General features: G+C 67.6%; 16 protein-coding genes and 9 tRNA genes. 18 read left to right on the top strand and 7 right to left on the bottom strand.

Annotation, left to right across the window (positions count from 1 at the left end; genetic code table 11):
- The first annotated feature begins 45 nt into the window (after positions 1-45).
- Positions 46-1,254 carry an acyl-CoA dehydrogenase family protein gene (locus tag DFI_RS10520; RefSeq protein ID WP_027463071.1) on the top strand — a complete coding sequence of 403 codons (1,209 nt, stop codon included), beginning with the start codon at positions 46-48 and terminating at the stop codon, positions 1,252-1,254.
- A 74-nt stretch (positions 1,255-1,328) separates the two neighbouring features.
- On the opposite strand, the gene DFI_RS10515 is transcribed toward DFI_RS10520, so the two are convergent.
- The 5 genes from DFI_RS10515 to DFI_RS10495 form a co-directional block, all read right to left on the bottom strand.
- Complete coding sequence (locus tag DFI_RS10515; RefSeq protein ID WP_027463070.1) at positions 1,329-1,877, bottom strand: superoxide dismutase family protein; 549 nt, start codon at positions 1,875-1,877, stop codon at positions 1,329-1,331.
- 119 nt (positions 1,878-1,996) lie between these two features.
- Positions 1,997-2,953 carry a tRNA dihydrouridine(20/20a) synthase DusA gene (gene dusA, locus DFI_RS10510; protein WP_051307864.1) on the bottom strand — a complete coding sequence of 319 codons (957 nt, stop codon included), beginning with the start codon at positions 2,951-2,953 and terminating at the stop codon, positions 1,997-1,999.
- A gap of 132 nt (positions 2,954-3,085) precedes the next feature.
- On the bottom strand, positions 3,086-3,313 hold the full coding sequence (locus DFI_RS10505; RefSeq protein WP_027463068.1) for a hypothetical protein: 228 nt from the start codon (positions 3,311-3,313) through the stop codon (positions 3,086-3,088).
- A gap of 61 nt (positions 3,314-3,374) precedes the next feature.
- Entirely contained in the window at positions 3,375-5,504 is a 2,130-nt protein-coding gene (locus DFI_RS10500; protein WP_338030619.1) for a HelD family protein, read from the bottom strand.
- 82 nt (positions 5,505-5,586) lie between these two features.
- Entirely contained in the window at positions 5,587-6,846 is a 1,260-nt protein-coding gene (locus DFI_RS10495) for a glucose-1-phosphate adenylyltransferase family protein (RefSeq protein ID WP_043778258.1), read from the bottom strand.
- A 110-nt stretch (positions 6,847-6,956) separates the two neighbouring features.
- Here DFI_RS10495 and DFI_RS10490 point away from each other — a divergent pair, with 110 nt between their 5' ends.
- From DFI_RS10490 to rsr, 11 genes are all read left to right on the top strand, one after another.
- Positions 6,957-7,478, top strand: coding sequence for a DinB family protein (locus DFI_RS10490; RefSeq protein WP_027463066.1), 522 nt, complete (start codon positions 6,957-6,959; stop codon positions 7,476-7,478).
- A gap of 298 nt (positions 7,479-7,776) precedes the next feature.
- Entirely contained in the window at positions 7,777-9,291 is a 1,515-nt protein-coding gene (locus DFI_RS10485; protein ID WP_027463065.1) for a glycine--tRNA ligase, read from the top strand.
- A 55-nt stretch (positions 9,292-9,346) separates the two neighbouring features.
- Positions 9,347-9,760 carry a hypothetical protein gene (locus tag DFI_RS10480; protein WP_027463064.1) on the top strand — a complete coding sequence of 138 codons (414 nt, stop codon included), beginning with the start codon at positions 9,347-9,349 and terminating at the stop codon, positions 9,758-9,760.
- A 360-nt stretch (positions 9,761-10,120) separates the two neighbouring features.
- A tRNA-Gly gene (locus DFI_RS10475) sits at positions 10,121-10,195 on the top strand.
- 1 nt (position 10,196) lies between these two features.
- Positions 10,197-10,274 (top strand) — tRNA-Leu (locus DFI_RS10470).
- Between the two features lie 376 nt (positions 10,275-10,650).
- Positions 10,651-10,798 (top strand) — tRNA-OTHER (locus tag DFI_RS20205).
- Between the two features lie 193 nt (positions 10,799-10,991).
- A tRNA-His gene (locus tag DFI_RS20200) sits at positions 10,992-11,108 on the top strand.
- A 7-nt stretch (positions 11,109-11,115) separates the two neighbouring features.
- Positions 11,116-11,190 (top strand) — tRNA-Asn (locus tag DFI_RS10465).
- An 89-nt stretch (positions 11,191-11,279) separates the two neighbouring features.
- Positions 11,280-11,354, top strand: a tRNA-His gene (locus DFI_RS10460).
- An 83-nt stretch (positions 11,355-11,437) separates the two neighbouring features.
- Positions 11,438-11,513, top strand: a tRNA-Arg gene (locus DFI_RS10455).
- Between the two features lie 47 nt (positions 11,514-11,560).
- Positions 11,561-13,162 (top strand): RNA-binding protein Rsr, encoded by a 1,602-nt coding sequence (gene rsr, locus DFI_RS10450; RefSeq protein WP_027463063.1) that lies wholly within the window; start codon positions 11,561-11,563, stop codon positions 13,160-13,162.
- A 99-nt stretch (positions 13,163-13,261) separates the two neighbouring features.
- Here rsr and DFI_RS10445 read toward each other — a convergent pair whose 3' ends face one another.
- Positions 13,262-14,026 (bottom strand): hypothetical protein, encoded by a 765-nt coding sequence (locus DFI_RS10445; RefSeq protein WP_081425848.1) that lies wholly within the window; start codon positions 14,024-14,026, stop codon positions 13,262-13,264.
- A gap of 118 nt (positions 14,027-14,144) precedes the next feature.
- Positions 14,145-14,735 (bottom strand): mismatch-specific DNA-glycosylase, encoded by a 591-nt coding sequence (locus DFI_RS10440; RefSeq protein ID WP_043778187.1) that lies wholly within the window; start codon positions 14,733-14,735, stop codon positions 14,145-14,147.
- A gap of 91 nt (positions 14,736-14,826) precedes the next feature.
- On the opposite strand from DFI_RS10440, the gene DFI_RS10435 reads away from it, so the two are divergent.
- From DFI_RS10435 to DFI_RS20195, 6 genes are all read left to right on the top strand, one after another.
- Positions 14,827-15,495, top strand: coding sequence for a TrmB family transcriptional regulator (locus tag DFI_RS10435; RefSeq protein WP_022801365.1), 669 nt, complete (start codon positions 14,827-14,829; stop codon positions 15,493-15,495).
- 86 nt (positions 15,496-15,581) lie between these two features.
- Positions 15,582-15,657: transfer RNA gene (locus tag DFI_RS10430), tRNA-Ala, on the top strand.
- 35 nt (positions 15,658-15,692) lie between these two features.
- Positions 15,693-15,769 (top strand) — tRNA-Met (locus DFI_RS10425).
- A gap of 120 nt (positions 15,770-15,889) precedes the next feature.
- Positions 15,890-16,783 carry a tyrosine-type recombinase/integrase gene (locus DFI_RS10420; RefSeq protein WP_027463062.1) on the top strand — a complete coding sequence of 298 codons (894 nt, stop codon included), beginning with the start codon at positions 15,890-15,892 and terminating at the stop codon, positions 16,781-16,783.
- A gap of 255 nt (positions 16,784-17,038) precedes the next feature.
- Complete coding sequence (locus DFI_RS21080) at positions 17,039-17,734, top strand: HNH endonuclease (RefSeq protein ID WP_081425847.1); 696 nt, start codon at positions 17,039-17,041, stop codon at positions 17,732-17,734.
- A 59-nt stretch (positions 17,735-17,793) separates the two neighbouring features.
- The gene (locus DFI_RS20195) at positions 17,794-18,933 is read left to right on the top strand and encodes an HNH endonuclease (protein ID WP_155864555.1); all 1,140 of its coding nucleotides are present in this window, start codon (positions 17,794-17,796) and stop codon (positions 18,931-18,933) included.
- Positions 18,934-19,093: the final 160 nt, after the last annotated feature.

Here is a 19,093-nt window from a genome sequence, read left to right as displayed (position 1 = left end):
CCGCACGCCCCACCCCCCGCACCCCCAAGCCCCGGAGGACTTCCCATGACCAGCACTCTGAACCGCCCCGACCTGACCAACCCCAACACCCAGCCCATGAACGACGACCAGCGCACCATCGTCTCCGCGCTCAGGAGCTTCCTGAAGAACAAGGTGGAACCCGGCGCCGCCGAACGCGACCAGACCGGCGAGTTCCCCTTCGAGATCGTCCGTGAACTGGGCGAGATGGGCATCATGGGCGCCCAGACGCCCGAGGAGTACGGCGGCGCCGGCCTGGACACCGCCACCTTCGCCATGATCATCGAGGAAGTCGCCGCCGTGGACGGCAGCCTGTGCCTGACGGTCGCGTCCCACAACAGCCTGTGCCAGGGCCACATCCTGATCGGCGGCACAGAGGCGCAAAAACGCAAGTTCCTGCCCGCCCTCGCCAGCGCCGAGAAACTGGGCGCCTGGGGCCTCACCGAACCCGGCAGCGGCTCGGACAGCGGCGGCATGCACAGCAACGCCAAGGAGCAGCCCGACGGCAGCTGGATCCTGAACGGCAGCAAGAACTTCATCACGCAGGGCAGCGTCGCCGGCACCTACGTGGTCCTCGCCCGCACCGACGCCCCCCGCGAGGGCAAGGGCAAGAACGACGGCATCAGCGCCTTCGTGTTCAACCGCGACGAGGTGCAGGGCTTTTCCATCGGCCGCAAGGAGGACAAGCTCGGTCTGCGCAGCAGCGACACCGCCCAGCTGATCTTCGAGGACATCCACCTCCCCGCCGACGCCCTGCTCGGTGAACGCGGCAACGCCTTCAAGGACGTCATGCGCGTCCTCGACGGCGGCCGCGTCGGCATCGCCGCCATGGGCCTCGGCCTGGGCCGCGGCGCGTACGAGTACGCCGTGAAGTACACCCTGGACCGCCAGCAGTTCGGCAAGCCCATCGCCCACAACCAGAACATCGCCTTCCGCCTCGCCGACATCGACACCAAACTGGAAGCGGCCCGCCTGCTGATCCGCAAGGCCGCCGACCTGAAAGACGCCGGCATGAACTTCACCGTGCCGGTCGCCCGCGCCAAACTGTTCGCCACCACCGCCGGTGTGGAAGCCTGCGACGAGGCCATCCAGATGCTCGGCGGGTACGGCTACATCAAGGAGTACCCCGTGGAGCGTATGTGGCGCGACAACCGCCTCACCCGCATCGGTGAGGGCACCGACGAGGTGCAGCGCATGGTGATCAGCCGCGACATCCTGAAACGCTACGCGAACTGAAGATTCATGGAGAAAGGGGACGGTGCGTGATGCCCGTCCCCTTTCTCCGTTTTATCCGTGCTTCGTGTTGAGGGTTACTGCACGGCGGTGATCACGCCGCAGCGTTCGCGCGCGCCGCTGTTGCCACTGGGGTCCGTGGCGTAATCGTCCGGATTGGCGTGAATGATGAGGCTGCGTCCGATGGCGCTGTTCGCCCCGGTCAGGCTGATCTTGGACGTGGTGAAGTCCGCGCTGCCCGTCCCGTCCGCACCGACCGTGATCATGGGGAGGTCCCCGCCGTGCCCGCGGGCGTTGTCGGTGGTGGGCGCGTCATGGTTGTTGCTGCCGCCCGGATCGAAATGCCCGCCCGCCCCGCCGAACACCGTGACCACCCCGGCGGCGTCCGTGGTGTTCGTGCAGCTGGGGTTCACGTGCACGTGCATGGCGTGCTGCCCGGGCGTCAGGCCGCTGACCCGCACGCTCACCTGCGTGCCGGCCAGGGTGGGCGTGAGGGTCACGCTGCCGGCGTTCGCGCCGGCCGGGTCGAGCAGGTCGGCGCGGGCGTTCGGGCCGAGCAGGGCCGCGCAGCCGGTCAGGAGCGCGCCGATACTCAGGGCAAGGACGGACAGGGCAGGTCTGGGCATGGCAACCTCCACGGGACACAGAAAGAGGGCGAGGGGTGGGGCAGAACGCCCTTTACGCTACCCACCGCACATGAGGGTCATGCCCTAGCCGGCTGAAGCTGGCCTCCCGGAAGGGCGCCTCAGGCCCGGGCGTCCAGCACCTCGTCCGGGACGCCACTCAGGGCGTCCTGCACGACCTCCAGGCCCGCGCCGGGTTTGTGGCCCTGTTCGCTGATCGTGCGTTTCCAGTGGCGGGCGCCCGGCTGGCCTGCGAACAGGCCCAGGGTGTGTTTCATCATCCGGTTCAGCGGCTGCCCGGCTTCCAGTTGTGCAGCCACGTACGGCAGGAACGCGGTGATCGCCTCGCGGCGCGTCACGGGGAGCGTGTCCTCGCCGAACACGTCCCGGTCGGCGGCCGCCAGGATGAACGGGTCGCTGTACGCTGCCCGGCCGATCATCACGCCGTCCGCCCAGGTGAGGTGCGCCTGCGCCTGCGCCAGCGTCAGCACGCCACCGTTGAGCACCACCGTCAGGTGCGGGAAGTCGGCCTTCACCTGTTGAACCACCTCGTAGCGCAGGGGCGGAATCTCTCGGTTCTCCTTTGGCGACAGACCGCTCAACCACGCCTTGCGGGCATGCACGATGAACGTGTCACACCCGGCGGCCTCCACCGTGCGGATGAAGCCCGTGAGGTGCTCGTAACTGTCCAGGTCGTCGATGCCGATGCGGTGCTTGACCGTGACCGGCAGCCGCGTGGCACCCCGCATCGCCTCCACCGCCCGGGCCACGGTGTCCGGCGTGCCCATCAGGCACGCGCCGAAATGCCCGCTGCTGACCCGGTCGCTGGGGCAGCCGCAGTTGAGGTTCACCTCGTCGTAGCCCCAGTCCTCCGCGATCCGGGCGCACTCGGCCAGGGCCGCCGCGTCACTGCCGCCCAGCTGCAGGGCCAGCGGGTGCTCGGCCGCGTCGAAGTCCAGGTGCCGGTGCCGGTCACCGTGCAGGATCGCGCCGGTCGTGACCATCTCCGTGTACAGCAGGGTCCGCTTGGTGAGGCCGCGGTGAAAGACGCGGCAGTGCCGGTCCGTCCAGTCCATCATCGGCGCGACGCTGAGCCGATGGGCGGGCAGCGTGTGCGGGGGCAGGGGAGGGGTGGCGGGCACGGTCACAGCCGGCCAGTGTAGAGGAAAGCGGCCCCCGCTGACCGTGACGGGAGCCGGGGCCGGCAGGCGCTACTGGTCCTTGTCGCCGCCCGGGGCCGTGTCGAAACTCGTGCCGGTCTCGCTCAGGCCCGGGCGCCCGCCGGACTGGCCGGGCACGGCGTCCGGCTGCGTGGTGTCCTGGGTGGGCTGGCCGACCGGGGTGTCGGTGCGGCCGCTGTCCGACTCGTCGTAATGCCCGGAACGCTCGCTCATGCCGTTGCCCGCATCCGCCGGCAGGCCCGTCTTCGTGTCGCCCATGACGCCAGGGTAGGCAGGCGAACTGAGCGGCAGCCTCGGCCTGCGTGAAGGCCACCCGGGGTCAGGCGATCAGGGGGTGCAGTTCCCCGGCGCTGACCAGCGCCAGCCAGTGCAGGGCGCGGCTGGCCGACACGTACAGCAGCCGGCGTTCGTACTCGGTGCTCTCGTCGTACGTCTCGGCGTTCGCGCTGGCGACGATGGCCGCGCTGAATTCCAGGCCCTTGGCGAGGTTCACCGGGAGGATCACCACGCCGCCCCGGTAGCGGTGCTCCTGGGTGGTGATGGGCTGCGCGTCCGTGTCATGGTCGCGCAGGGCCTCGCTGAGGCGGTCGGCGTCGATGCCGCGGCGGGTGACGATGGCGATGTTCTCGTGCCCGGCCGCCTGCGCGTCCTTCACGGCGCGGGCCAGCAGTTCCAGTTCCGGGGCGCCGCTGTAGCGCTGCACCTCGGCGCCGTCGCGGTCCACCCCGTGCACGTCCGCGGCGCGGTTGTAGGTGCTCGCGATCCGCGCGCCAAGCTGCGTGATCTGCCGCGTGCTGCGGTACGTGCGCGAGAGCGTCAGCACCTGCGCGCCCGGCAGGATCGCCTGCACCGCCTCCCAGTTGTTGGGGCCCTTGTACCCGTGCATGCCCTGGTTCAGGTCGCCCAGCGCCGTGATGTGCCCGTCGCGGGTGGCACGGCCCAGCAGCGCGTACAGCAGCGGGCTGTAGTCCTGCGCCTCGTCCAGCACCACGTGATCGAACGGCTCCAGCGTGCGGCCCACCGCCCGCCCGATCCCGCCGGTGAAGGCCTGCACGGCCAGCATCACGGGCAGTTCGGTCGCGTCCGCGTGAGCCCGGCGCGGGGTGGGAATGCCGGACAGCGGGTCGGTCATCAGCAGCTGCACCTCCCGGTCGGTGAGCAGGCCGCTTGCCTTGAGGGCGTCCGGGTCGCCCAGCAGGCGCCGCGCTTCCGTGACCGGCGTGGTCCCCGCGAAGATGCGGCCCAGCAGGGTCGTCAGCGGCGTGGACAGCTGCCGCCGCACCCCCGGCGCGTGCTCCTCGGGGACGTTCAGGCGGTCCATGGCCTCGGCCTCGATGGCGCGGCGCAGCCCGGCGCGGTACCCGTCCAGCGGGTCCTGCGCGAACACGTCCCGCAGCAGCCCCGCGAGGTCCACCTCGGTCAGCGTGAAGGTCAGCGGGGCGCGCCCCGGCACCTCCAGCCCCTCGTTCAGGCCGTGGCCCTTCAGGCCCGCGTTCCAGCGGTGCCACAGGTGCGTGCGGACCACGTCCAGCATCCGCGCGTCGCCCAGCAGCTTCGCGCGGCGCCACGCCAGCGCCCGGCGGGTGTTGTCCCGGTCGGTGAGCAGCAGGCTCAGGGTGCGGTCCGTGACCTCCAGCTTCTCCAGTCCCAGCAGGCCGGTCGCCCACGTTTCCGGGGTGGTCACGTTCACGGCGTGCAGGTCCAGTTCCGGCAGGATCCGGCCCGCGTACGCCGCCAGCACCCGGTTCGGCATCAGGACCATGCACGCCTCCGCACGCGCCTGGTGCACGCCCCGCTCCCGGTTCGTCATCCACGCCAGGCGGTGAAAGCCGATGGTGGTCTTCCCGGACCCGGCCGCCCCCTGAATGATCACCGGGGTGCCCGCCGGGTAGCGCATCGCCTCGTTCTGCTCGGGCTGCAGGGTTTCCACCACGTCGCGCATGCCGGCGGTGCTGCCCTCGTTCAGGCGCCGCAGCAGCACCTCCTCCCGGCCGCCGGTGTCGCCGCCGCGCTCGTCGTCGTACAGGTCGGTGACGCGCATCAGCTGTTTTTTCGCCACGTCCAGCTGCCGCCGGCGCCGGATCACGCCCTTCCCGCCCCGGCGCGGCGTCCACTCCAGCGCCTGCGTGTAGAAGAGACTGCCGACCTCGCTGTCCCACGACACCACGTGATGCGGGCCCTTCACGTCCTGGAACCCGTGCTTGCCGATGTACAGCGTCTGCTCGCGGCCCCCGGCGCGCACCTTCAGGCTCCCGAAGTACGGCTGGTGCACGTGCGGCGAGAGCATCGCGGCGTGCTCGCCGGCCTCGTCGGCCATGATGATGCTCGTCTCCAGGTCCGCGCCGGCGTTGCGGTCGCGGTCCTCCCAGAACTCGATCTGCCGCAGCATCGCCGCGACCGTGCCCGCCAGGTGCTCTTTTTCCAGGTCGAAGTCAGGGTGGGTGGACACAGGTACAGCGGGTGAAGCAGCAGGCATCCGCACAGGATAAGGGCAGCCGGGTCACGCGGCCGTGAGCGCCGGCAGCTTCCCGTCAGCCCTGCTCGTCCTCACCCGGTGGACGCGCCACGCGGTCTTCCTGCCCGGCCTTCACGGTGCGGCGGCGCGGGACGTGCAGGCCAGGCCCGATCACCGCGCCCGGTTGCACGGTCGCGCCCGCGCCGATCACCGTGAGCTTTCCGCGCGCCCGGCCCACGCTTGCCTTCGCGCCGACGGTCGCCCCGTGGTCCACAATGGCCCGCGTGACCACCGCCCCCGCCCGCACCACCGCGCCCGGCTGAAGAATGCTGTCCCGCACCACCGCGCCGCGCTCCACCACGGCGTTCGGCGCGACGACGCTGCGCGTGACCTCCCCGGCGATCACCGCGCCGCCGCACAGCAGCGCCCCACTCACGGCCGCGCCCGGCCGGACCTCGGTGGGCGGGCGGGTGGTGCTGGCCGTCACGAACGGCCAGCGGTCGTCGTGCAGCGGAAAGCCCCGGCCATCCAGAAAGTCGCGGTGCGCCGCGAAGTACGCCTCCACCGTGCCCACGTCCCGCCAGTACCCGCGCAGCGGAAAGGCCCAGGCATTCCCGCCTTTCACCAGCGCGGGCAGCAGTTCCTCGCCGTAATCCCCGAGTTCCCGGCCCTGTTCGCGCGCGGCGCGCTGCACCTCCGTCAGGGTGCGCAGCAGCGCCCGGGTGTCGTACGCGAACACCTCAGCGGTCACGGTGCGCCCCAGCGGCGTGTCCGGTTTGTACGCGAAGGCCGTCACGCGGCCCGCCGCGTCCGCCTGCACGTTCCCGAACCGGCCCGCCTCGGCCCGGTCCACCTCGGTCGTCACCATCGTCACGGCCGCGCCGCGCTCCACGTGCGCGCGGATCACCTGCGCGTAATCCAGGCGGTACACGTGATCGGCGCTCAGGACCAGCACCACGTCCGGCGCGAACTCCCGGATCAGGTGCGCGTGCTGCGCCAGCGCGTGCGCGTTCCCCTGCGCGAACTCCCCGTCCTCCTTCTCCGGGCTGGCGAAAGGCGGCAGCACCACCAGCCCACCCCGCGTGCGGTCCAGGTCCCAGGGCCGCCCGCCCGAGAGGTGATCGTTCAGGCCGTGCGGCAGGTACTGCTCGATCACCCACACGTCCTGCACGCCGCTGTTCACCAGGTTGCTCAGCGTGAAATCAATCAGGCGGTACGTGCCCAGGAACGGCACGGCCGGCTTGGCCCGCTCGTCCGTGAGCGGCGACAGGCGGCTGCCGCGCCCCCCGGCCAGCACGATGGCAAGGACTCTCTGACCGTCGATCCGCGTGGGCATACGGGTATCACAGCGCACGACCACCCCGGGCGGGATGAGCGCGCCCGCGGCGACCTTCACCCAGGGCATTCCCGACACCCCCTGACGGGAATCGCCCGTAGCGTGGGGGCATGCACGCCCGCGACTTCTACGACTACCTGTCCCGCGCCCGCCGCACCCTGTGGGCCGCGCTGCGCACCCTGACCGACGAGGAACTCTCCCGGCCCCTCCTGCCGTCCCCCGGAGCGCGCTGCATCAAGGACCTCGTGGCGCACATCGCCGTGGTCGAGGACGGCTGGTTCCGCGGCGACCTGCTCGGCGCGCCCCTGGTCGCCGAATCGCTCGGCCGGCCCGAGCCCCGCAGCGCCGACGAGTACTGGCATCACCACACCGAACCCCTGGACGCGCTCCTGACTTACTGGGAGGCCGTCGAGGCCGACACCCTGCGCCGCTGGCCGGACCTGGACGCCCTGGCCCTCGCCGGGCACCGCGTCTGGGCCCTGGACGACGCCCCGGAAACTGTCTCCGCCGACGAGGTGCTGTGGCACGTCATGCAGCACGAGGTGCGGCACACCGCCCACCTCGTGCAGCTGATCCGCCTGCTGGGTCACACCCCGCCCCCGCTGGACCTCGTGTTCTTCAACGCCCGGTAGGGCTGTGCAGCCGGGTTTCTTGACCGCCCCCCGCCGCCCGGCGCAGACTGTACACTGGCGTTGATCCGCAGGAGTACCGCGCGCATCACCCAGGAGCGAGCCCGAGACGGTGAGAGTCGGGCGGGGTTCGGAAGCGCGGGAAGGGCAGCGGGGAGCTGACAAGACAAAAGTGCCGGTCTGACCGCGGAACGCGGTGACCGGAACTGGGGTGGAACCGCGTAGCACTGTCTGCGTCCCCAGACGAGCCGGAAAAGGCCGCGTCTGGGGACGTTCCTTGAGGGCTCAAAGGAGAGACGGTATGCCCGCAACATCGATGGAAGAACTCGTCAGCCTGTGCAAACGCCGCGGCTTCATCTTCCAGGGATCCGAGATCTACGGCGGCCTGCAAGGCTTCTACGATTACGGCCCCCTCGGCGTGGAACTGAAGAACAACATCAAGGCCGCGTGGTGGCGCAGCAACGTCTACGAACGCGACGACATGGAAGGCCTGGACGCCAGCATCATCATGCACCGCATGGTCCTGCGCCACAGCGGCCACGAAGCCACCTTCAGCGACCCTATGGTCGACAACAAGAAGAACAACAAACGCTACCGCCTCGACCACCTCGTCAAGGACCAGAAAGCCGACGTGCAGGCCAGGGTCGCGGAACTGATGGGCGCGGACCCCGCGAACTTCCCCGCCGTGGTCGCCGCCCTGAACGCCAGCCCCGCCCAGGCCTCGCAGGCGCTGCGCGACGCGGGCGTGCGCGACCCCTTCAGCGGCGAGATCGGCGAGTGGACCGAACCCAAGCCCTTCAACATGATGTTCAAGACCACCATCGGCCCCGTCGCCGATGACGACAGCTACGGCTACCTGCGCCCCGAAACCGCGCAGGGCATCTTCACGAACTTCAAGAACGTCGTGGACAGCACCAGCCGCCGCCTGCCGTTCGGCATCGCCCAGATCGGCAAGGCCTTCCGCAACGAGATCACTCCCCGCAACTTCATCTTCCGCGTGCGGGAACTCGAACAGATGGAAATCGAATTCTTCTGCGTGCCCGGCACCGACGAACAGTGGCACGAACACTGGCTCGAAAAACGCCTGAAGTGGTGGGAGGACCAGGGCGTGCCCCGCAGCAAGATCGAGATCCTCGACGTGCCCGGGGAGGACCTCGCGCACTACAGCAAACGCACCTACGACCTCATGTACGACTACCCCACCCTCGGCCATGAGGAAATCGAGGGCATCGCCAACCGCAGCGACTACGACCTCGGCAGCCACACCAAGGCGCAGGGCGAACTGGGTCTCGTGGCGAAAGTCGAGGAGAACAGCGACAGCGTCGCCAAGCTGACCATTCCTCACCCCGACACGAACAAACCCGTGGTGCCGTTCGTGATCGAACCGTCCGCCGGCGTGGACCGCGCCATGCTGGCCGTCCTCAGCGAGGCGTTCACCAAGGAAACCCTGGAGAACGGCTCGGAACGCATCGTGCTCAAGCTCAAACCCCACCTCGCGCCCATCAAGGTCGCCGTGATTCCCCTCGCCCGCAACAAGGAGGAGATCACCAGCGTCGCCAAGGCCATCAAGGCCGAACTCCAGGGCCTCGGCCTGGGCCGCGTGCTGTACGAGGACAGCGGCAACATCGGCAAGGCCTACCGCCGCCACGACGAGGTCGGCACGCCCTTCTGCGTCACCGTGGACTTCGACACCGTCGGCAAGGGCGAGGACCCCAGCCTCGTGGACACCGTCACCGTCCGCGACCGCGACACCCTCAAACAGGACCGCGTGAAGATCAGCGACCTCGCGGGCTGGATTCAGGCCCGCCTGCGGTAAACCCAGGCACGAACGGCCCCCGCTCCGCGCGGGGGCTTTGCCTTACCCTGCCACCATGTGCCGCAGCATGTACCTGCTGACCCCCCGGCCGCTGGGTCCTGACCTGCTGGCCCACTACGAACCTCCGGGCGTGCGCCTGTGGCGGCCGGACCCAGCCTGGATTCCCCACCTGGTCCGTGCCCTTCCTCACGGGGGCCTCTATGAGGTGGCGTCATCGAAAGGCTGCGGCTGCGGATTTGAAGGCCTCGCCTATCTGGAACCACTGGACGATGAGGTCCGGCAGTGGAGGTCGGAAATGACGGCGCTGCAGAACCTGATTGAAGTCGTCCTGCGGGAACACGTCGAGGTTACCCTCTGTACCGGCTGGGATTTTCTCACATCAGCAGAGCCTGTGCGCGTTCCTGTGCGGGATCTCGCAGGGCAGGTCTTCGATGAGGAGGACCTGGTGACGCTGATCGTCTCGCGCTGACGTGTCCGCCAAACGGCGCAGGCTGACCGTCGGGCTGGCTTACGGCCGCCCTCCGCCACCCGGCGAATGTTCGTTTCCTTCCGTGGCCCGTAACCTTCTGGCAGGTGAACGCGCAGGCGGTCACCGCAGGGCCGAAAGGAAACGGTTACTTCACCAAGTATTGGGCGGAAGCAGCGTGAGTTGCTCCGGGTTCGATTCCCGGCATGGAAGTGGCCCGGCTCGTTTCCGCACCCTTGCCCTGCTTCCCTTCTCTTTCCCCGGCTGGGCCGAAGAGGCTTCGGTGATCTCTGGCGATGACCCGCTCTTGCGGGTCCGGGTTCAACTCCCGATCCGAACTTCATCCCTTGTCCAGCCCCCTTTGCAGATGTCGTCCAGCAGTCAGGATTTCCCGCTGCCAGCGGGAGGACAGTGGTGCAACTCCACTCATCTGCTCCACGCTCCGGTATCCCAATCAGGCAGAGGACCATGCCTCAGGTGCATGTCAGTGCCGGTTCGAGTCCGGCCCGGAGTTCCAGCCCCTCCGCGGGGCCTGCAGGGTGGGCGTCTCAACCCCTCGGCATTTCCTTGCCCGGTGTCCGGGCCGATCGCCCAGGGTTCCCTGGTGACACTGGTTCGATTCCAGCCGCCCACCCCTGCATCACTTCACTTCCGAGAGGTAACCGTATGACCGCGACACTTCCTATCCCCGTTCCCGCTCAGCCCCTCCAACTGAAGAACATCAGGCGAGCCGGACAGGAGTGGCGGCCCCCGTTCCTCTGGCGAAATCTGCCGGCCGGTCCTGGAGCGTCGCGTGCTGATGCGCTGCGCCCACACCCACACGCAGGACCGCACGGCGCGCAGCGCTGAACCGCTTCCGGGCGCCTGAGCGGGCGCCCACCGCACCACCCGTCTGGCGGGTAGCTCAGCTGGGAGAGCAATTGACTGTCCGTAGGGACGGCTCCTTTCATGCCCCCTTGCCCGAGTCCACGCAGGACCGCGGGCCGACAGTGAAAGGTTCTCTTAATCAGTAGGTCGCGGGTTCGAATCCCGCCCCGCCAGCCCTTCACTCAACACCTCAGCAGGTCACCGTGGGGACGGTGGCGGAGTTGGTCAAACGCAAATGTCGCTCCTTTGGGGCGTTTCCTTCCCCAACACCTTGCCCGGCACGCAAGTCTGGGCCGACCGGTGAAGGTTACTTGGGAACATTCGTCGAAAGACTCGCAGGTTCGAATCCTGCCCGTCCCCCACATCTGGAACGGTAGCTCAGTGGCAGAGCACTATGCCTTGCTCCACCTTGCCCGTCCGGGCCGAAGGCAAGGCTGACCGACTGTGAATCGAGAGGTCGCGGGTTCGATTCCCGCCCGTTCCTGCCTTCTTCCGGGGTAACTCAGTGGCAGAGTGTCCGCCTGTTAAGCGGAATGCCGAAGGTTCGATTCCTTCCCCCGGAGCCACACGACCAGACTGCCATCCCGCAGGGGTGGCGCAGACCGGGACACGTCCGGGGCGTCCGCCCCGCCGGGGAGGAAACGGACGGCACGTGGGAGGTGTGGTGTATCGGTGTGCACGCCGCGCTGTGGCCGCGGAGGACCGGGTTCAAGTCCCAGCACTTCCCCCAAAGTTTCAGGCTCCCGGCTTGCCGGGACGTGCCCTTCACGCGCCGTGAAGTGGTCCGGCCCCGTGGTCCCGGGAGCCTTTCCTGATTCAGCAGCTCGGTTGGAGGAGCGCCGCCCGGCGAAGGCGGAGGGTGCAGGTTCAAGTCCTGCCTGAATCACCAGACGCCACCGCGCGTCATAGATCGCCCTGACAAGGAGGGCCGAACCCATGAAGAACCTGCTGAACGCCATCACCCGCACCTCCCGCCCCCAGACCGAACGTCTGGACGCCCATCAGGTCGTGAACAACGCGGGCGGGTTCGTGTACGCCCTGCCCGACGAGGGCCGCCTGACGCGCTTCCTGGTGCTGGGCACCGACGGCGGCACCTTCTACGCCACCGAGCGTCCCCACACCCTGCAGGCGACCGCGTTCCTGAATGAACTGGTGCAGCGCGACGCCGCGCTGGCCCTGCGGGTGACGCTGGACGTCGTGCGCGGCGGCCGCGCCCCGAAGGCCGACCCGGCCCTGCTGGTGCTGGCCCTGATCGCCAAGACCGCGCCGAGCGCCGCAGACCGCAAGGCCGCCTGGGACGCCCTGCCGGAGGTGGCGCGCACCGGCACCATGCTGCTGCACTTCCTGGCGTTCGCGGACGCCCTGGGCGGCTGGGGCCGCCTGACGCGCCGCGGCGTGGCGAACGTGTACGAGACCGCCGACGTGACCCGGCTGGCTCTGTGGGCCGTGAAGTACAAGGCCCGCGACGGCTGGAGCCAGGCGGACGCCCTGCGCAAGAGCCACCCCAGGACCACGGACGCGCAGCGCAACGCCGTGCTGAAGTTCATGGTGGACGGCGTCCTGCCCGACCTGGACGCGGACGCCCCTGCCCTGCGCGTCATTGAGGGGCACCTGAAGGCCATGCAGGCCCGCACCGACGCGGACGCCGCCACCCTGATGCGCGAGTACGGCCTGCCGATGGAGGCCGTTCCCACCACCGTGCGCGGCCCCGAGGTGTACCGCGCGGCGATGGAGACGAACGGCCTGACGTGGCTGCTGCGGAACCTGGGCAACCTGGGCCGCGTGGGCGTGCTGACCCTGAACGACCCCGCTGTGACGAGGGCCGTGGTGAACCGCATCGCGAACCCGGACGTCCTGAAGCGTGGCCGCATTCACCCGCTGGACGCCCTGAAGGCCCGCCTGGTGTACGCGCAGGGCCGCGGCGTGAAGGGCAGCGGCACCTGGACGCCCGTTCCGCGGATCGTGGACGCGCTGGAAGAGGCGTTCACCCTGGCCTTCGGGAACGTGCAGGCGGCCGGCACCCGGCACCTGCTGGCGCTGGACGTGTCCGGCAGCATGACCTGCGGGCAGGTCGCGGGCGTGCCCGGCCTGACGCCCAACATGGCCGCCGCCGCCATGAGCATGGTGGCGCTGCGCACCGAACCGGCCGCGTTCACGATGGGCTTCGCCAATCAGTTCCGCGCGCTGGGCATCACGCCCCGCGACACGCTGGACAGCGCCATGCGCAAGGCCCAGGCAAGCAGCTTCGGCGCCACCGACTGCGCCCAGCCGATGCTGTGGGCCGCCCGGGAGAAGCTGGCCGTGGACACCTTCGTGGTGTACACCGACAACGAAACCTGGGCGGGCACCACCCACCCGAAGGTCGCGCTGGACCGCTACGCGCAGCAGATGGGCATCAGACCCCGCCTGATCGTGGTGGGCCTGACCGCCACCGGCTTCACCATCGCCGACCCGGACCGGGCCGACATGCTGGACGTGGTGGGCTTCGACACGGCCGCGCCGGGCATCATGACCGCCTTCGCCCGCGGCGACGTTTAAATCGAGGTAAGGGATCAGGGCCGACAGGAACTTCCTGTCGACCCTGATTCTTGAGAGGGGAGAGGTGAGCTGCTCCGCCGTGCCCTCACCCGGCCAGCGTTACTCGTCCGTCTCGCCCTGATACTTCTCGCGCAGGTAGTGCCCGTGGGCGGCCAGCTTGTCCTGCCGCACCGCGGCCCGCTCGGCGTTGATGCGGCTCATGCGGGCGTGAATCAGCTGCAGCTGCTCCAGCAGTTGGGCCTCGGTCTGCTCGGATTTGCGCACGGCTCGGTAGGCGCTCATCAGCTCGGGCAGGTCCTCGCGGGCGGCCTGCCGGGCGTCGAAGGCGTCCCGGTTCATCTCTGCGTCGCCGGCGGTGACGCGCACCGCGTCGCGCGTGGCGATCACGGTCGCGTGGAAGGCCGCGCGGGCCGGCGCGGACAGCGGCCGCTCGTGCGTGCGCAAGGTCTGCAGCAGGGTGGCCTCCACAGCGCCCGTGTCGGCCGGCAGGGCCAGTGGCGTGCCCTGCGCCGCCGGAACGGCCGTGGGCGCGGCGGGCAGTTCCTCGGGTTTGATCAGCGTGCCGGCCCGCCGGACCGTCCAGACAGTGCCCAGGACGCCCAGCAGCAGCACCACGGCCATCAGGATGCCGGCGATGGTGCTGCCGTTCGCCAGGCCCAGTCCCAGGAACACCAGCGCCACGATCAGCACGCCGGCCCCCAGGATGCTCAGCAGCGCCAGCACGCCCAGGCCCACGGCGCGGCGCGTGAGGTTTGCGCCGCGCTGCATCAGCTGCTGCGGGTTCACGGGCGCCAGCGGACCGGGCCGGGTGTCCGGCCGGGGGGTCACGGCCCAGCGCTGGTCGTCGCGGTCCATGCCGTCCATGCGGCGCAGTGTACCCCCCGCCGGAAAGGCGTGGACCGCCGGGCCGGCCAGGTGCCGGGCCACGCGCGACCCCACGCGGGCAAGCTGAAAAACGGTAAGGACGTGCCGAGCCATATCTTCAAGGTACGAGGCCCGCCCCGTCCGGGTTCCCGTCCCCCTGGCCCGCGGCCTGAAGGGCCCGCACCCGGTCGGCCAGCGCCTGCCAGGGCCCCAGCTGAAAGTGGTTGTGCCCCAGCGGACTCGTGCTGGGCAGCACCCACACCTCCACGCCCTCCAGCCTGAACGTCTGCTCGCCGTACGGCAGCTTCCCCGTCGGGAGGCCCAGCGTCTCGGACGCGCCCCGCTTGCTCGTGAACGCCACCACCCGCGGCCGGTACGTGCGCACCTTCGCCCGCAGCTCCTCCGGCGCCCACGCCTCCCCCGGCAGGCTCGCGTCCACCCCGCTGTGCCGCTTCGCCACGTCCGTCAGCCCGATCCCGAACTCCGGCAGCAGCGGGTACTCGCGCGGCTCCAGCAGCCGGGGTGTCAGGCCCACGTCGAACAGCGTCCGCCAGAACTTGTTCATCGGGTTCGCGTAGTACGCCCGCCGCGCCGCACTGATCCGGCTGGGTGCCGTGCCCACCAGCACCAGCGCCAGCCCCGGCCGCAGCACGTCCGGCACCAGGTACTCCCCGCCGCCCGTCAGGTCCGGCCCGCCGCTGTCATCCATGCGCGCATTCAAGCGCCCCAGCCCCCCACGCCCCGCAGAACCCGCTCAACACCCCTTCACGCTCGGCGCCATCCCGTATCCTGGCAGGAATATGAGTGCCGTGATTCACCTGCAAGCGCTCGGCCTGACCGAGTACGAAGCGCGCGCCTACACCGCGCTGCTCGCCCTGGGCCGCGCCGTCCCCGCCCGCGTCGCCCGGCAGGCCGGCATTCCCCGCCCCAAGATCTACGAAACCCTGGAGCGCCTCGAAGGCCGCGGCCTGGCCGCCAAGGTCGGCCAGAACCCCCTGGAGTACGCCCCGCTCAGCGCCCGCGAGTACCTCGCCCGCGCCCGCCGCTCCTTCGATGACCGCCTCGGCGCGCTCGACCGCGACCTCTCCCGCCTCGCCCCCGACCCCGCCCCCGAAGCCGTGTACCACCTCTACGGCGAGGCGGCCATCCGCAGCCTGTGCGAGGACCTCACCCTCAACGCCCGCCAGCACCTCTACATGGCCGGCGAACCCCAGCTCGCCGACCGGCTCGAGCGCCTCACCCCGCGCGGCGTGAAACTCCACCGCGCCGAACTCGTGAACCTGCCCTCCATCGCCGCCGAAGGCCAGCGCGCCTTCCTGCTCGCCCGCGACGGCGAGGCCGCCCTGATCGCCCACTTCATCGAGGACGGCCAGCACGGTGAACCGCACGGCGTGCACACCCACAACCCCGTCATCATCCACCTGATCGAGGGGTACGTGAACCTCGTCGCGCGGCCCCTGACCCCCTGACCCGGCACGCCGTTCACGCCAACCGTTGACAACCTGAAAATCCACTGGTAACCTAGCTGAGCCTTGAACGAGGCGCACGAAAAAAAGGGGCTGTGGCGCAGTTGGGAGCGCGTCTGAATGGCATTCAGAAGGTCAGGGGTTCGAATCCCCTCAGCTCCACCAGAAAAAGCCCCGGGTCAAACCGGGGCCACTTATATGGCGATGTAGCTCAGCTGGTTAGAGCGAACGACTCATAATCGTTAGGTCCCCGGTTCAAGTCCGGGCATCGCCACCAAACAGAGAATCCTGTCCTAGGCGGGATTCTCTTTTTTGGAAGGTCCAAGCTCGAATCTGACGAAGAGGGAATCGTTTGCTCCAAGCTTGTCCGTGGCCCCTGTCAAAGCGAGGCAGCACCATGACCATCGAAGAGCTTTGGCAACAGTTTCTCTATCACCTCCGAGTCAAGCGGCGAAGCAAGGCCACCGTGCGGTACTACGACGTCACCCGCCGAACCCTCCTTCGCTTCTTGGCCGAGCACGACCTCCCTTCTGAGGCCGAGCAGGTGACCATCCTGCACCTCAGGCATTTCTTGATCTGGTTAGAGGAGCGGGGTCTTGCCGCCGGCGGCGTGCATGCCCACGCCCGGGCTGTTCGCGCCGTGTTCAACTGGGGACTCAAGGAAGAATTGCTCGTGGCCAATCCAGCCCGACGGTTGGAACTGCCCAGCCTGCCCTGCGAACGCCAGCCCACCGTCAATCCGGAGCTCGTCAAAATGCTCGTGAAGGCCGCCAAGGGCACCGAGCAGCCCCTCCGCGATACGGCGCTCGTCCTGGTCCTCTTTGACACGGGCTTGCGGATCCACGAACTGCTGAACCTGACCACAGCACACCTCTTGTTCGACCGGGGCCTTCTGCAGGTCATGGGAAAAGGCAACAAGCAGCGTTTCGTCCCGATCGGCGTGAAAGCCATGCAGGCGGTGAACAGTTACCTCCGCCGAGACTGGTCTCCTCAGCATGAGGGCGTGCGGCAGGTCTTCCTGGGTCGTTGGGGTTTGCCGTTAACGGTGAGCGGAGCGAGTATCCGCCTGGCCAAGTTGGGTGCGCAATTGAATCTCGACCGGAGCCAGACGGCGCCCCACGCTTTCCGCCGGGGCTTCGCCGTCGAGTTTGTTCGGAATGGGGGAGATGTGTTCACTCTCCAGCAGATCATGGGCCACCGGAGTTTAGAGATGACGCGGCAGTACGTCATGTTTCTGGATGACGACCTGAAGGCAGCGCACCTGCGGTTTTCGCCGGTTGACAACCTTTGAGGTGATGGAAGTGACGAGTCCTTCCCGCTTCCTGTTTGAGACTCTTATGACGCACGAGAGCATCGAATTGAAAGCGTTCAAGATATTGAAGGAAGGTTTGCTGAGTGACTGAGCTGGAAAATCAATCTCGCAATGGAGTTTGGGCGTTTCCTCTTGTTGTCAAACCAAGAGTGGCAAATAAGAACAGGAAGTTATAGTGCCGGTGAATCATGACTCTGTCTTTACCCGGCCAGGAGCCTAGGGAAGCGGCCAACAATGGCCGGTAAGCGCTGGTCGGAAGTGGAGCTCGCGGCCGCCGTGGAGTCCTATCTCACGATGCTTCAGTTGGAGAACACCCAAACTCCGTATGGGAAAGCCGCCTACAACCAGAAACTGCGCAATGGGCCATTGAAGGACAGATCAAAGGGAGCCGTTGAGCATAGAATGGCGAATATTTCCGCCGTGCTGCGCGGGATGGGGTACGAGTACATCGATGGCTACAAGCCGCTAGGAAACGTGGGATCTAGGGTGGCATCCACCATCACGAAGCTCTTCGCCTCTCATGGGCTCCTGCCCTTGCCCAGCGAGAACGAACAGGAGCTTCAGCAAAGAGTCGACGCCTTACAAGAGAGCGGCCATCTCTCTCTCCCTCCCGGACAAGCCACACCCCAGCAGGTGCAGGTTGGCCGACTTGTATTCAAGCGAGATCCTTCAGTCATTGCGTGGGTTCTGCAGGAGGCCGCCGGCACGTGCGAGCTCTGTGGATTACCTGCACCGTTTAAGAATCAGAAGGGGGAGCCGTACCTAGAGGTACATCACGTGAGACGACTGGCGGATGGAGGACCAGATACCGTGCAGAACGCGGTGGCCCTCTGTCCAAACTGCCATCGACGGTGTCATAGCGGGCTTGATCGGACCGAGGCTGTCAAGGCACTGTATGCGAGGTTAAGCAGGCTGGTGCCCTCCGCTTAACGCATGTGGCAGTGGCACGTCTGATCACACATCCTGAGCAATCGTGCGAGCCTGATCCTATGGCCCGGATTCCAACAACCACGGTCGAAGCAGTCACGTCTGCCTTCCAGCAGTTTGACGCTCGCTATGGGTCCTTCGACGCTTGGTTTCAGGAGACTCAACGTCACCACTCCCTCTCCAACCAGCGGTATGTGGTCCTCCACAACGGAAGGCAGTATCCGCCCAAAGTCATCGTTTCACTCGCAACTGGACTAAGCTCGCGAGAGTTTTCTGGGGGATGGGGAGCAGGACAGGCCAACACCTATTTGCAGAACATGGGCTTCACGGTCACGGAGATGCAGGGAAGCAGGGGCACGTCTGCCCCGCCCATTTCCGTGGAGGGCCGAAAAGCGAAGGTCGCCGATCAAGCGTCTCATCCGTCTGATCCTGTGGCCCTTACTTCCCCGATTCGGAAAGTCCTGATTCATCGGTACGATAACGAGTTGGACATTCGGGCCATAGAAAGCCGTGGTTACAGCGACGTGTACAGTCGTGTCAAACAGGAGGACTTTTCGTTGGTGGTGGTGGTCCCTACACTTGCGGCGAACTCAACTGTTGCCATCGTGGCTGACGCCAGAAGTGCACAGTTCACTCCGACTGGGGGCGAGCCCTGGCCAGGCAGACCGGATCGCTATCCCGTTCGGGTCAATGTCGATCACGTGCGGTATACGACAGTCAATCTGGTCCGGGCGGCCGTGGAAGCCGCTGGGGTCGCTTGGCGCGCACAATGGACCGTTCGGCTTGTCGAGCTTGATCCAAGGCAATTGTTCGCAGAGGGAACCGTAGAGCACGCCCACCTGGCGGGCGATGTCGCTCTTCCAGAGGAAGTCTCCAACCAAAACGTGTATCCCGAAGGCGCTGTGCGTCAAGTACTTGTCAACGCTTATGAACGAAGTTCAACGGCGAGGCGACGTTGTCTTGAACACCACGGAACGGCATGCCACATCTGTCACTTCGACTTTGGGGTGGTGTATGGGGACGCCGCTGCTGGGATTATTCACGTGCATCATCTCAAACCTCTCTCGGAGATCGGCAGGGGGTATCACGTGGACCCTGTTCATGATCTCATTCCGGTCTGCCCCAATTGCCACGCCGTCATCCACAAACGGAACCCGGCGTATTCGGTGGATGAAGTAAGAGCGATGCTGGCCAAGCCATAAAATCGGCGTTTTCACCTGGATCCACTTCGCCTCGTCAGATCATGGGGCGGTTTCTCCAGCTTTGCCCTCTCAGTGACCCGTTCCTTGAGCGCCGATTCTGCGGCTGTTGACGTGCTCTGCGGTCCACACACGGACTCTGACAACTGATGTGGTTGATTCG

Origin of the sequence: Deinococcus ficus (genome assembly GCF_003444775.1) — a bacterium.
GTDB lineage: Bacteria > Deinococcota > Deinococci > Deinococcales > Deinococcaceae > Deinococcus > Deinococcus ficus.
The sequence above is the reverse complement of the archived record's forward strand: the minus strand, read 5'-3'. Positions and strand labels throughout refer to the sequence as shown.

What these genes read in the sequence shown, in the direction of transcription:
- DFI_RS10520 (WP_027463071.1), top strand. Translation starts at nt 46, where the DNA reads ATGACCAGCACTCTGAACCGCCCCGACCTGACCAACCCCAACACCCAG.
- DFI_RS10515 (WP_027463070.1), bottom strand. Translation starts at nt 1,877, where the DNA reads ATGCCCAGACCTGCCCTGTCCGTCCTTGCCCTGAGTATCGGCGCGCTC.
- dusA (WP_051307864.1), bottom strand. Translation starts at nt 2,953, where the DNA reads ATGATGGACTGGACGGACCGGCACTGCCGCGTCTTTCACCGCGGCCTC.
- DFI_RS10505 (WP_027463068.1), bottom strand. Translation starts at nt 3,313, where the DNA reads ATGGGCGACACGAAGACGGGCCTGCCGGCGGATGCGGGCAACGGCATG.
- DFI_RS10495 (WP_043778258.1), bottom strand. Translation starts at nt 6,846, where the DNA reads ATGCCCACGCGGATCGACGGTCAGAGAGTCCTTGCCATCGTGCTGGCC.
- DFI_RS10490 (WP_027463066.1), top strand. Translation starts at nt 6,957, where the DNA reads ATGCACGCCCGCGACTTCTACGACTACCTGTCCCGCGCCCGCCGCACC.
- DFI_RS10485 (WP_027463065.1), top strand. Translation starts at nt 7,777, where the DNA reads ATGCCCGCAACATCGATGGAAGAACTCGTCAGCCTGTGCAAACGCCGC.
- DFI_RS10480 (WP_027463064.1), top strand. Translation starts at nt 9,347, where the DNA reads ATGTGCCGCAGCATGTACCTGCTGACCCCCCGGCCGCTGGGTCCTGAC.
- rsr (WP_027463063.1), top strand. Translation starts at nt 11,561, where the DNA reads ATGAAGAACCTGCTGAACGCCATCACCCGCACCTCCCGCCCCCAGACC.
- DFI_RS10445 (WP_081425848.1), bottom strand. Translation starts at nt 14,026, where the DNA reads ATGGACGGCATGGACCGCGACGACCAGCGCTGGGCCGTGACCCCCCGG.
- DFI_RS10440 (WP_043778187.1), bottom strand. Translation starts at nt 14,735, where the DNA reads ATGGATGACAGCGGCGGGCCGGACCTGACGGGCGGCGGGGAGTACCTG.
- DFI_RS10435 (WP_022801365.1), top strand. Translation starts at nt 14,827, where the DNA reads ATGAGTGCCGTGATTCACCTGCAAGCGCTCGGCCTGACCGAGTACGAA.
- DFI_RS10420 (WP_027463062.1), top strand. Translation starts at nt 15,890, where the DNA reads ATGACCATCGAAGAGCTTTGGCAACAGTTTCTCTATCACCTCCGAGTC.
- DFI_RS21080 (WP_081425847.1), top strand. Translation starts at nt 17,039, where the DNA reads ATGGCCGGTAAGCGCTGGTCGGAAGTGGAGCTCGCGGCCGCCGTGGAG.
- DFI_RS20195 (WP_155864555.1), top strand. Translation starts at nt 17,794, where the DNA reads ATGGCCCGGATTCCAACAACCACGGTCGAAGCAGTCACGTCTGCCTTC.